Origin of the sequence: Rhodopirellula islandica (assembly GCF_001027925.1) — a bacterium.
Lineage (GTDB): Bacteria > Planctomycetota > Planctomycetia > Pirellulales > Pirellulaceae > Rhodopirellula > Rhodopirellula islandica.
Genome location: NZ_LECT01000030.1, coordinates 18,823 through 31,780, shown reverse-complemented (window position 1 = coordinate 31,780; position 12,958 = coordinate 18,823). Strand labels below are relative to the sequence as shown.

Below are 12,958 nucleotides of genomic sequence, written 5' to 3'. Positions count from 1 at the left end.
GCTCCATTGCGTCTCAACAGTCGCTTCGCAGGAAGCGGGAAAAAAGTATTGGGGACCGTTTGTGCGCAGCGTTTGAGGGGCTGTCACGGCAAAAGGTGCCTGACACTTCTTTCCCGACTGTTCCGAAGATGTGCGAAACGAATGGCGAGGCACGCAGTTTACTTCGTTGTGCCGATGAATTTGAATCGGGCTTGCCATCGGTCCGTTTCTTTCTCGCGGGCATCGTTTCATTGCCCACTGATTTGGCATAGAATTCCGAGCCGTCCCTTCCTCCTCTCCCCACCCACAGAAGCGTTGCACCATGAAGGCATTGTTGCTGACCGAGTACAAAAACATGCAAGTGACGGACGTGGACGAGCCCGAGGTGGGGCCGGACGATGTTTTGGTCCAGGTCGAAGCGTGTGGGATTTGCGGCAGTGACATTCATGGCTACGACGGCAGCACTGGGCGTCGCATCCCGCCCTTGGTGATGGGGCATGAGGCGGCTGGTGTGGTGGTTCAGGTCGGCGAGAACGTCACCGATTTGGAACTGGGGGCACGCGTCACGTTTGATTCGATGGTGTCGTGCGGAAATTGTGATTTCTGCCGAGAAGGGCACGGAAACCTGTGCGACAACCGAATGGTTCTCGGGGTCTCGTGTGGCGACTATCGACGTCACGGTGCGTTTGCCGAGCGGATTTCAGTGCCACGCCGGATTGTCTATCGATTGCCTGACACCCTGCCGTTTGAACACGCCGCCTTGGTCGAGGCGGTCAGCGTCGCGGTGCACGCGGCAGAACTCACCCCGATTCGGTTGGGGGACACCGCCGTGGTGGTCGGGGCCGGAATGATCGGTCTGTTGGCGGTTCAGGCTGTGCGAGCAGCCGGTGCGACACAAGTCATCGCCGTGGATTTGAATGACAAACGCTTGGAAACAGCCGGGGCGTTGGGCGCCGACGTGTTGCTACGAGCCGACCAAGTCGACGTGCCAGAAAAAGTTCGCGAATTGACGGGTGGACGGGGGGCGGATGTGGCATTGGAAGTCGTCGGAGCCACGCCCACGATCAAAACAGCCATCGAATCAGTCCGCAAAGGAGGCTCGGTGACCTTGGTGGGCAACGTGGCGCCGACAATCGAATTGCCTTTGCAGTCGGTGGTGACACGAGAAATTCGTCTGCAGGGCACCTGTGGCTGCAACGGCGAGTACCCGCAGTGCATCGATTTGATGAATCGCGGCGTGATCAACGTCGAGCCACTGATCACCGCCAAAATTTCTTTGGCGGATGGTCCGAAGTGGTTTGACCGCTTGCACGCCGGTGACGCGGAGCAAATGAAGGTGTTGGTTTGTCCTCGTTCGGAGTGAGATCCGAAGCCAGATGACTTTTCGACGTTGACATTGAAGGCGGCGTGAAACTAGTTTCCCACCGTCGTCTTCCGCGGACTACCCACTGACCGATTCAGGACAAAAGATGAGCGACCCGTTTGCAAGCCGAATGCGCTCGTATCCCTCTCCCGAGCCTGCTGCGGCAAGGTCTGAACAGCGGCGTCGTCCCCTGTCGATCGTCTCGCCGCTGCACTACACGCCGTCCTACGAGTACCCGTTGGTGGTTTGGCTTCACCACAGCGGCCACAATGAATTGCAGGTCGAACAGGTTCTGCCGCACGTCAGCGTCCGGAACTATGTCGGTGTCGGAGTCCGAGGGAATCAGGCCACCGATGTCCGCGGTTGGGGGTTTGATTGGGCCGAAGGAAAGTCCTCCATCGCCTCCGCTCGCGAATCCGTGGTGGAGGCGATTGAGCACACCCAGGCGGAAATGTCGATTCATTCCAAGCGAGTTTTGATCGCGGGCTATGGCAGTGGCGCCACGATGGCCTGCCGAATCGCGTTGATGGAACCCGAGCGATTTGCCGGGGTGGCAATGATGGGAGGGCAATTTCCCACCAGTCAATCAGTGATGAGGGAGTACCATCGACTTCGGGAACGACGTCTGCCGATTTTGTGGCAGCAAGCCATCAATGGCGTCGATGATTGCCCCGAACAATTGAAGCGTGGCATCCTGGCTGCGGAATCCATCCGAGCGCGTGTTGAAATTCGCCAGTACCGAGGCGATGATGTCATGAACGCGGTGGCGTTGCGTGACATGGATCAGTGGTGTTTTGATAACATCATCCAACCACGTTCCGAGTCCACCGCGGAAAATTCGACGGTTCGTCCCAGCGAGGGATTGTCACCGATCGATTTCTCCGCCAATTGATCGCCACTTGATGAACACCCCTGCCCAGTCAGTCAGTGCCACCTCCACCGCGAAAATCCTTGTTGTGGATGACGATGCGGAAATCATCGAGGCGGTTTCGTACGCTTTGGAATCCAATGGCTACCAAGTGGTGGTTGCCCGCGATGGCAACCAGGCCCTTGCGTTGGCGGAATGCGAAAATCCACAGCTGATGATCTTGGACATGATGATGCCCAAGCGAAGTGGATTCTTGGTTCTGGAGAAGATGCGGCGCGAAAACGAGTTGCCGGTTCCTGTGATCATGATCACGGGCAACGAAGGCAGTCGGCATCAAGCGTACGCGGAATTGCTGGGCGTCAGCGAGTACATTCGCAAACCATTCGCGATCGAAAAATTGCTGGAAGCGGTGGAACGATTGCTGAAATAGTTCGCGTGTTGGGTTGTGTCGCCGAGTCCTTTGGGGCTCACTGAAGCATTTGGCGATACATGTTGATCGCGGCGGGGCCAACCAGCACCACGAAGATGCCTGGGAAGATGAACAGCACCAATGGGAAGATCATCTTCACGGCTGTCTTGGCGGCTTTCTCTTCCGCGATTTGGCGTCGTTTGGTTCGCATGGAATCGCTTTGCACGCGAAGTGCTTGGGCGATGCTCGAACCGAATTTGTCCGCTTGGATCAGAATCGATGCCAATTGCTTCAAGTCGTCCACTCCGCTTCGATAGCCCAGTCCTGATAGCACTTCGCTACGTGGGCGACCGAGTTGCAATTGTTGGTTGGAGATCGAGAATTCTTCACCGATCGCTTTGTGGCTCTTTTGCATTTCCTCGGCCACTTTCCGAAGGGCTTGGTCAAGCCCCAGGCCGGCTTCCACGCAGACGACCATCAGGTCCAACGCATCGGGCAGTCCTAGGAAGATCTTTTCGCGGCGTTTGCCGGCGAGGTAACCCAAAACCAAGGTGGGAAGCATGAAGCCAAAGATCATCCCGAGCAGCAGCTTGATGATCATTCCCTGAGTCAGTCCATCGAGAACCGCTCCGGTGACACCACCCAGCATCAGTCCAATGCCGGTGCAGACCAGTTGAATCAGTTTGAAAATGACCGGCGCGCTTTCGCGACGGAAGCCAGCGTTGACCAGTTTCTCACGCAGTTTTCCCATCTCGGCTTCGTTACCCGACACGGAACTGGCGATGGGCGTCGCTGCTTTTTCCAACGCTTCGGTCAGGGCTTCGTTCTTGGTCCGTTGTTTGTCATCGGCGGCGATGTCGCGGATCCCGCGTTTGGCATCCTTCATCCGCTCGAGGCGTGATTCGGCAGGTGCTTGGTCGTCCCCGCCCACTTTGCTGAGAACGAACCAAGCGAACGATGTCACCGAAGCAAAAATCGCGATGGTGGTCAGAGTCAACGGGCTGACGAAGCCGATGAGTTCGGAAGCGATTGAGTGTGTGAACATGGGACTGAGTTGTGCGAAGTGCAATGAGCGAAAGAATGGGGAATGCGAAGCGAGCGGCGGTGGGATCTAGACTTTGATCGTGATGATCTTCTTGATCGCCAAGGCTCCTAGCACCTGAGTGACCAAGGCCATTCCCAGGGCGTATCGTCCGAGTTCGTCCGAAAAGAGCATCAACACGTATTCGGCGTTGATTTTCAGCATGACCAGGAACAAAACCGGTGGTAGAGCGAGCAGCACAGCACCGCTCATCCGACCTTCCCCGGTGAGGGCCTGGATTGTTCCCAGGATTTGCAGGCGTTCGCGGACCAAGTGTCCGATCTTGTGGAGGATTTCGCTCAAGTCACCCCCGGTTTGTCGCTGCAGAATCACAGCGGTCGCGAAGAATCGAAGGTCCATGTTGGGGACTCGCTCCGCCATGTCTTCGATCGATTCATCCAGTGGGATGCCAAACTTTTGTTCTTCGAAGCAGCGGCGGAATTCGGTCGCCAAAGGAGCTTCCATTTCTTCACCCACCAGACCAAATCCCGCGTTGAGCGAGTGGCCGGCACGAAGGGAACGGCCGAGCAGCTCCAGCGCTTCAGGAATTTGTTCCCCGAATCGCTTCAAGCGTCGTTTGCGTTTGAACATCACGTAGAACACTGGTCCGCCAACGAACATGGCACCGACAATGGGACCAAGCAGGATCGGGATGGGAGTGACGATGCACAGCACGAGCCCAAAGGCAAAGCAAGCCCCACAAATCATGGTGAACTTGGTGACGGTCAGGTCAATGTCCGCTTGTTCAAGGATCTTATGGACCGCGGGAATGCGGTCCATGATGATCTTCAAGATGCCGGTGGTGTCGTCCAGGTCGTTCAGCAAGAACGACTGTGAGTTGCTCTCAGATTCTGCTCCACGTTTCCCGTGGGCCAATTGAGTCAAGCGATCTTCCGTCGCGGTCGTTTCTTCCGAAGGCATCAAGACAGATGCACCGAACGCGATGATCGAGGCAACAAAGACCCCGGCGGCGACGATGATGATGATGGATGACATGGGAGTGTTGATAGAAGAGGAGAGTCGAGCGTAAGTTTGCGAAGAGAACTACAAGGTCGCTTCAGCAGTCGTGACGCGATCAAATTGGCGTCACGACTGGCTGTTCGCCTGGGATCAGGCGTCCATCATGACTCGTTCACGGAAGGCACTGGCGGGCAGGCGCACGCCGGCGGATTCGAGTTTGTCCATGAAGCTTGGGCGAACACCGCTGCAGACAAATTGCCCGTGGGCTTTGCCTTCGGCGTTGATGCCTGTTTGATTGAATCGGTAGATGTCTTGCAGGATGATCGTGTCTTGTTCCATTCCGACCACTTCGGTGATCGCGGTGACTCGACGAGGTCCACCTTGCAAACGGTTGGCCTGGATCAAAACGTCGACTGCTCCGCTGACCTGTTGGCGAATGGCTTTGACCGGCAAATCAAATCCGGACATCATGACCAGCGTCTCCAGACGAGCGATTGCGTCACGGGGGGTGTTGGCGTGAATCGTGGTGAGCGATCCATCGTGACCCGTGTTCATGGCTTGCAGCATGTCCAACGTTTCACCACCCCGGCATTCGCCGATGATGATTCGTTCGGGACGCATCCGCAAAGCATTCTTGACCAAGTCCGTTGCGGTGACCGCTCCACTGCCTTCAATGTTAGGCGGTCGAGTTTCCAGTCGCACAACATGGTCTTGTTGCAATTGAAGCTCCGCTGCATCTTCGATCGTCACGATTCGGTCTTCATGACCGATGAACGATGAAAGTGTGTTCAGGAGCGTCGTTTTACCAGAACCCGTACCACCGGCGATGATCATGTTCAGGCGTGCTTTGATGCAGCCTTCGAGCAACATCACCATCTCAGGTGTGAAGGCCCGGTAGTTGAGCAGGTCTTCCAGACGCAGAGGGTTGCTACCGAAACGACGAATCGAAACGGCGGCACCGTCGAGTGCCAATGGAGGAATGATGGCGTTGACCCGCGAGCCGTCGTCCAGTCGAGCGTCGACCATCGGGCAGGTTTCGTCGACGCGGCGGCCAACTTTACTGACGATTCGGTCGATGATTTGCAGAAGGTGTTTGCCGTCGCGGAATTCCACGTCGGTCTTCTGCATTTGGCCGTTCTTTTCGACATAAATGTTCTTGGGACCGTTGATCAGAATGTCGCTGACCTTGGGGTCCTTCAGGATCAATTCCAAGGGACCCAGTCCAAAGGTTTCGTCCAGCACTTCGTCGACAATTCGCTCACGCTCTTGTCGATTCAGCAGCGTGTCTTCGGCATCGCAAAGGTGTTCCACCACCATGCGGATTTCACGTTTGAGCGTGTCGCCTTGGAGGTCACCAACACGCGAAAGATCCAATTTGTCGACGAGCTTGCCGTGGATCCGGCGTTTGATTTGCTCGAATTGTTCCTGGCGATTCGCTTCGGGACGTTGGGGAGGCGCTGCTTGTCGCATGATTCTGGTTTCCTTGACGGTGTGTCGGGCACCCGTACAGAGTGCCTGAAATGACTCACCCAACCCTACGACCTAAACGGTGCGCATGCTGCGAAAACGCAACGTGATCCTGTAAAAAAGAACGCTCTGCAAAGGCTTTGCGGGTTATGACGAGGCTACGCGTTGGAAAAGATGAACCGTTGCTGTTGGCCGGCAGTCGGTTTGCTCCAATCACACTCCGGATCGCTCTTTCGAATCATTCCACCCTGACAAAGAAACAGGGCGAGCACGCACCAGGGGGAATGCCGCTTCTTCGTCGGCCAAGCGTTGCAATCCCGGGCAGGCATCTAACCCACTGGTCGGTTGGTTGCGCATCCGTCCGTTGCAGGGCACCTTCGGCAGGGGTGGTTTCGGCGACTGCTCGAGGTGTGTTCGAATAGAGGTTGGTTTGGATTGAACGCTTCCTGTTTGGACGAAGATGTCTGTCGCTGAAAATACTGTTGATGAGTTGGTGTGCCGACGCGAATTACGCTCGACGTTGGATCGATTGCGTGGCGAGTTGCTGGCGCAGCGAACGGAGGAGGGGCATTGGTTGGGCGAGTTGTCGGCTTCGGCATTGTCGACCGCGACGGCGGTCAGCGCGATGAGTGCGGCGGTTCGCTCGGGCGAGTTGCCGGATGCGGAACAGGCGGCCCTGCTGAAGCAGATTCAATGCGGACGAAGTTGGCTGGCAGCGCAGCAGAACGACGATGGTGGCTTTGGCGACACCGATCGCAGTCACAGCAACATTGCGACCAGTTACTTGGTGTTGGCGGCCTGGGCGTTGTCGGACCAAGTCATTGGTGAAGCGACGGACGCCGGTGCGGTGGCGCGATTGAAGGGTTGGATTGAGGCGGCCGGCGAACTCGACGGGCTGCGCGAACGCTATGGCAAAGACAAGACGTTTGTCGTGCCGATTCTGACCAACATGGCCATTGCGGGGTTGGTGCCTTGGAAACGGGTTTCCGCGTTGCCATTTGAGGCGGCGGTTGTCCCTCAATCGTTGTATCGATTCGTGGGGATGCCCGTGGTCAGCTACGCCATCCCGGCGCTGGTTGCGATTGGGCAGGTCAAGTTCCTCGAAGGCGGCGGTTGTCTGCCGCCTTGGTCGCTGGTTCGGCGAGCCGCGATCGAGCCATCGATGAAGGTGCTGCAATCGATGCAGCCCTCCAGCGGCGGTTACCTCGAAGCCACGCCGCTGACTGCGTTTGTGGTGATGTCGCTTTCGGCGAGTGGACGTGCGTCGCATGAAGTGACTCAAAATGGGCTGCGTTTTTTGCGAGAGTCGATGTTGCCCGATGGGAGTTGGCCGATCGACACGAACCTCGCGAACTGGGTGACGTCACTGGCAACGACGGCGCTGGCAATGGATCCGGAGGACGATCGGTCTTGGTCGACGGAGGCATTGGTTCAGTGGCAGCGAGGTTGTCAGTATCAGGAGCGGCATCCGTTCACGGGAGCTGCCCCGGGTGGCTGGGGGTGGACCGATCTGACAGGTTCGGTGCCGGACGCCGACGACACTCCCGGTGCAATCATCTCGTTGCGAATGCAGGCGACCACCAAACCGAGCTTGCTGGGGGGCGATGATTCACAACCGTGGCCGGCGTCGCAGGCATGTGATCGCGGAGTCGATTGGTTGTTGGGATTGCAGAACCGCGATGGGGGCTGGCCGACGTTTTGCCGCGGTTGGGGCAAGTTGCCGTTCGACCGGAGCAGCAATGATTTGACGGCCCATGCGTTGCGAGCGATCGCTTGTTTGCCCCAACGCGATTCGGCGAAACGGGAGCCGGCGATTCGGCGTGGGCTCAAATTCTTACGGAAAAACCAGCAGTCCGATGGATCGTGGTTGCCGCTGTGGTTTGGGAATCAGGACCGGGCGGAGGAGGACAATCCGGTTTACGGGACGTCGCGAGTGTTGGTGGACGCCAGTCCAGAGTTGGGGCACGACGCGATACTTCGCGGGCTGGGGTATTTGATCGAGAATCAGAATGGAGATGGGGGGTGGGGAGGCGGCCCTTCGGTTCGCGAAACTTTTGCTTTGCCCGAGGGTTCCATCAGCACGGTGGAAGAAACGGCGCTGGCGGTGGAGGCTCTGGTGAGTTGGTGGGCCCGGATTCCGGGCGACGAGGGCGGGCAGGCAGGGCCAAACGACATTCTCAGTGGAAGCCTTTGGGATCCGTCGATGCGTTCCTCGCTGAGAGCGGCTATACTTTCGGGCACCCGCTGGCTGATCGACGCCGTGCAGCACGAGCGTCACCAGGTGGCTTGGCCGATCGGGTTTTATTTTGCCAAACTTTGGTACTACGAGCGGCTTTATCCGCTGGTCTTCACGACTGCGGCACTGGGCCGGGTTATGCAACGCGACGAACTACTTAGGTGATTGGCTTGTCGACCGGATCCTCCTCCCTTCCTGCATCTGTCCCGCCAAGTGAAAACGCATCGAGTGATGTGTCTGTCCCGGGAGCCTCCTCAGGGCGACGTCGCAAGACGAGCCATTTGAAGGAGGTGCCTGAAACCTTGGCCATGCGGGAGAGTCTGCGAGATCGCTGCGCGCAAGTCGCGGCCAAGCTGGATCGTTCTCATCCGATGACCAAGGATGAGATGGAACAGATCTCCCGCCGAATGCTCGAAGAGGCTGATTTGCCTGAGAGCTATCTGGGTTGGGTGATGGTGATGATCAGCAGCGAGTTTTGGGCGGATGCCTTGGCATCGGTTCCTCCCGAACGTCGGTTGTTTTTGCTCCCTCACTGTTTGAAGCACGCCGAGGGTTGTCCCGCCGAATACGACCAATTCGGCATGAATTGCAAAGAATGTGGTGCCTGCAGCATCGCCGATTTCCGCTCGGTCGCCGAAGACATGGGCTACCGAGTGTTGGTGGCCGAAGGTTCACCGGTCGTGATGAAGATCATCGTCGGTGGATACGTCGACGCGGTGGTCGGCGTGGCTTGTTTGAATGTGCTGGAAAAAGCCATCGACAAGGTTTTGCTGGCGGGAATTCCCTGCATGGCGGTGCCCCTGCTGTCCAGCGATTGCCGAAACACCAAGGTCGATGAGCCTTGGGTGGAACAGATGATTCGCACGCCTTACAAACCGGCAGCCGCGAAAACAAAGAGCTACGTTCACCTGATGCGAGCGGCAGGATTGCTGTTCGAAGACACTTTGTTTGAACGACTGGCACCGCGGCAACGCGAAAGCCGTTTGGGTGGCGAGGGAGCCAACGCTTATTCGCCCGGCACTCGCATGTTGGAAACGACCCCGTCCGAGACCGGATCGCGACCCGCAGTGACGGCGGAGCAACTGGAGGGTGTCGACCCGATTGCCGCCACGGAATCCATTGCCCTGGATTTCTTGGTCCGCGGTGGAAAACATTCGCGTCCGTTCATCACCTTGGCCGCGTACGATGCGATGAAGGGTGGGGATGGCACGGGAGCGGACGGCGAAGACGTGCTCAACCGCGTGCCGGATGCGGTGCGGCGGGCGGCTTTGAGCATCGAGACGTTTCACAAAGCCAGTTTGGTTCACGACGACATCGAAGACGGGGACGCATTTCGGTACGGTCAGCCCGCGGTGCACCAGCGATTTGGAACCGCCACCGCGATCAATGTGGGCGATTACTTGATCGGACTGGGGTACCGTTTGCTCAGCCGCAACGTGATGGGCGACGAAGTGGACGCGGAAACACGCGTTGACTTACTGGATTCATTGGCGGCGGCCCACGTGAGATTGTCCGAGGGACAAGGAGCGGAATTGCTTTGGCGTGATGCCAAGGATCGCCGACTGACGCCCTTGGACGCGCTCAAAATTTATGCACTCAAGACTTCGCCTGCGTTTGAAGCGGCGCTTTACAGCGGCGTGCGGATGGCGGGGGATGCGTCGGCGCTGGTCGATCCGATTCGCAAGTTCAGCCGCAATCTTGGTGTGGCATTTCAGATCATCAACGACCTGAATGACTGGGCGGGGGACGATTCGAACAAGTTGACGGCTGGGGCGGATGTGATCGGTGGACGCCCGACATTGTTGTGGGCGTTGGCGCTCCAGCACCTTGATGCTGACGACAAAGAACGCTTGCTCGGGCTGGCGGAACCTGGTTGCGATTTGTCCGATCGTGAACGATTGAGCACGGCACGTGAGCTGTACGAGAAGGCCAACGTGTTTGAGATGAGCTTGCAGCTGATCGACAAGCATCAGGCCCGCGCGGAGCAGGTTGCCGACGAGATCGAAAAGGAAAATCTACGACGACTGCTGTATTTTTTGGTCGACACCGTGTTGGAACGTCCTGAGGCATCGGGCTCTGGTGAGGAATCTCAGCCGTCGAGTTCGCCCGCGGTCGTGAAGATTGGTGTTGTCGCTCGATAGTTTGTTCCGTGATTGAACCTCGCTCCCGTGTGTTCTTGGTCGAACGAACTGAAGATCACCTCACGTGGACTCCGTTTGAAAGTTGCTCATGCCTCCTGGTTCACCGTCCTCGGATATCGAAACGTTGAGTGAGTCCGCCGAACAAGTTGATTTGAAGTCGTTGGTGAAAGAGTTCTACAGCGAATTTGGTGAGCTTGCGGAGTTTGAACTAGCGACCGACATTCCCGAGCCATTCGACACGTTGCTGAATCACCAGTCCCACATGACGGTGACCGTCGAGCACTATCACGGGGAGCCGGTCGAGGTGGTGGTGCATCGCCGTCGCAATCGTTTTCGCGACGGTCACGTGGCTCAGGCGGTCGACCCAGCCAATCCGGACGAGTTGGACGCGACGGTGGCCTACACGCGCGAGATCACCTTGGTCACGCGAGACACTCAACGGGTGGTTCAGCATGGAATCGTTCGTCTGGACCCCTCTGCACTGTCACGTTCGGTGTGGCATCAGATTGCCAGCGGGGAGATTCCACTTGGCAGGGTGTTGATCGAGAACAACGTGCTTCGCCAAGTCCAGTTGTGTCGTCTTTGGAAGGTCACCGCGGGCGAACGCTTGGCTGGATACCTGGATCTCGAGGTTGGTGACGTGGTTTATGGGCGAACCGCTTTGATTCGCTGTGATCACCGACCAGCCATCGAGTTGCTGGAAATTGTGCGTGGAAACGGCCCTGTTGGGTGATCCTGTTTGCTTGTTCAGGGGGTGGGTGCGGTCGTCCCCGTCCCCCCTGGAGGCTGTGTATTAATTGACACAAGGAGTGTTTTTGTTACGATGCGAATGTTTTGAGGGTACGAATCGAGCTCGCCAACGTTCGAGTTGCGAGGAGTTTCGAACTCAAAGCAAGAAGAGTCGACAGAAACCTCCACAAACGTTGGATCCCACCTTTCACCGAACTTGGTCGCCCTGATCAAGGTTGGTCCCGCCCTTTTGGGTTTTATCCGTGGCACGCCGTGCAGGCGATTGTTGCGGTGGCCCCACTTCCCGCTTCAATTGAGGAGCATCAGAGACATGCGTTGTCACGGAAACCCACTGACGCAGCCCGGCATGTTTGATCGCCGAGGATTTTTGGTTGCGGGAGCAGCCAGCGGTCTTGGACTGAGTTTGCCTCAATTGTTGATGCGAGAAGCATCAGCAGAGATCAAACAGTACGACTTCGTGAAGCCGAAAGCGAAGAGCGTCATTCACATTTTTCTGCCGGGCGGGTTGGCTCAGCAGGAATCCTTTGATCCCAAGCCCTACAGCCCGATGGAATATCGTGGTGACTTGGGCACGATCAAAACCAACACGGGCGAAGTCATTGGCAGCGCGATGCCGCAGTTGGCCAAGCGAGCCGACAAGTACTGTGTCATTCGGTCGATGTCGCACGGCGAAGCGGCTCACGAGCGTGGCACGCACAACATGTTCACGGGTTACAAACCCAGCCCTGCCCTGAGTTACCCCAGTTTTGGTGCGGTGGTCAGTCACGAGTACGGGCCTCGCAACAATTTGCCAGCCTACATCTGCGTGCCCAACGTCCCCAACGAGTACGCGGGAACCGGCTACCTGCCCAGTTCCTATGGCGGGTTTGCTCTGGGAGCAGATCCTGCTCGGAGTGATTTCCAAGTTCGTGATTTGAACTTGGCGGGTGGCGTGGATGAAGCTCGTTTCATGCGTCGCAAACGCGCTCTCGAAATGGTCAACCAGCGTTTTGCAACGGGGACGTCGGCTGACAATGTGGGGGCGATGAACACGTTCTACGAGCGTGCCTACGATTTGCTCGACACGCCGGAAGCGAAGGCGGCATTTGATCTGTCGAAAGAAGACGACAAGACTCGTGATCGCTACGGTCGCAATCAAGCCGGTTCGCGAATGTTGATGTGCCGTCGCTTGATCGAAGCGGGATCGCGTTTGGTCACCATGACATACGGTTCGTGGGATCAGCACGCATCGATCACCGCTGGTATCCGCAGCCAAATGCCTTCGTTTGATCAAGGCTTGGCGGTTCTCTTGGACGATCTCAGCGAACGTGGTTTGTTGGACGAAACCTTGGTCATGGTGACCACTGAATTTGGCCGCACACCAAAGATCAATGCGGACGCCGGGCGAGATCACTGGCCCAAGGTCTTCAGCGTGATGCTGGCTGGTGGTGGCGTTCAGGGCGGAATGATTCACGGTGCATCGGATTCGACCTCCTCAGAACCTGAGTTGGATCCCGTCTCTCCCGCTGACTTGGCAACGACCATGTATCGTTTGCTTGGCATTGTGGCTGACAAAGAGCTGATGGCACCTGGCGATCGGCCCATTGAAATTGTTGATGGCGGAAACGTCGTCGAGAAGATTTTGACCTAAGCCTGGCTTTCCGCCACGGCCGGTCCAATCCCACCTATCCCGCCCCGCCTCTTTCCCACCGAAGGTTTGTTGTG

10 protein-coding genes are annotated in these 12,958 nt (G+C 57.4%); 7 read left to right on the top strand and 3 right to left on the bottom strand.

Features of this window, described 5'->3' with window-relative positions:
- The first annotated feature begins 301 nt into the window (after positions 1-301).
- The 3 genes from RISK_RS15855 to RISK_RS15845 all read left to right on the top strand — a co-directional run bounded on the left by RISK_RS15855 (position 302) and on the right by RISK_RS15845 (position 2,640).
- Entirely contained in the window at positions 302-1,342 is a 1,041-nt protein-coding gene (locus RISK_RS15855; RefSeq protein WP_047815302.1) for a galactitol-1-phosphate 5-dehydrogenase, read from the top strand.
- A 130-nt stretch (positions 1,343-1,472) separates the two neighbouring features.
- Complete coding sequence (locus RISK_RS15850) at positions 1,473-2,234, top strand: alpha/beta hydrolase (RefSeq protein ID WP_236696360.1); 762 nt, start codon at positions 1,473-1,475, stop codon at positions 2,232-2,234.
- A 10-nt stretch (positions 2,235-2,244) separates the two neighbouring features.
- On the top strand, positions 2,245-2,640 hold the full coding sequence (locus tag RISK_RS15845) for a response regulator transcription factor (protein WP_047815300.1): 396 nt from the start codon (positions 2,245-2,247) through the stop codon (positions 2,638-2,640).
- 37 nt (positions 2,641-2,677) lie between these two features.
- Here RISK_RS15845 and RISK_RS15840 read toward each other — a convergent pair whose 3' ends face one another.
- The 3 genes from RISK_RS15840 to RISK_RS15830 all read right to left on the bottom strand — a co-directional run bounded on the left by RISK_RS15840 (position 2,678) and on the right by RISK_RS15830 (position 6,130).
- The gene (locus tag RISK_RS15840; RefSeq protein WP_047815299.1) at positions 2,678-3,664 is read right to left on the bottom strand and encodes a type II secretion system F family protein; all 987 of its coding nucleotides are present in this window, start codon (positions 3,662-3,664) and stop codon (positions 2,678-2,680) included.
- Between the two features lie 66 nt (positions 3,665-3,730).
- Entirely contained in the window at positions 3,731-4,696 is a 966-nt protein-coding gene (locus RISK_RS15835) for a type II secretion system F family protein (protein WP_047815298.1), read from the bottom strand.
- A gap of 114 nt (positions 4,697-4,810) precedes the next feature.
- Entirely contained in the window at positions 4,811-6,130 is a 1,320-nt protein-coding gene (locus RISK_RS15830) for a CpaF family protein (protein ID WP_047815369.1), read from the bottom strand.
- Between the two features lie 457 nt (positions 6,131-6,587).
- Between RISK_RS15830 and RISK_RS15825 the strand changes: the two genes are divergently transcribed.
- From RISK_RS15825 to RISK_RS15810, 4 genes are all read left to right on the top strand, one after another.
- Entirely contained in the window at positions 6,588-8,528 is a 1,941-nt protein-coding gene (locus RISK_RS15825) for a prenyltransferase/squalene oxidase repeat-containing protein (protein ID WP_047815297.1), read from the top strand.
- Positions 8,525-10,504: a polyprenyl synthetase family protein gene (locus RISK_RS15820; RefSeq protein WP_047815296.1), complete on the top strand. Its 1,980-nt coding sequence runs from the start codon at positions 8,525-8,527 to the stop codon at positions 10,502-10,504. The genes RISK_RS15825 and RISK_RS15820 overlap by 4 nt, the downstream gene beginning before the upstream one ends.
- Before the next feature lie 88 nt (positions 10,505-10,592).
- Positions 10,593-11,237, top strand: a complete 645-nt coding sequence (locus tag RISK_RS15815) for a hypothetical protein (RefSeq protein ID WP_047815295.1) — start codon at positions 10,593-10,595, stop codon at positions 11,235-11,237.
- Between the two features lie 327 nt (positions 11,238-11,564).
- Positions 11,565-12,884: a DUF1501 domain-containing protein gene (locus tag RISK_RS15810; protein WP_047815294.1), complete on the top strand. Its 1,320-nt coding sequence runs from the start codon at positions 11,565-11,567 to the stop codon at positions 12,882-12,884.
- The last annotated feature ends 74 nt before the right edge of the window (positions 12,885-12,958 follow it).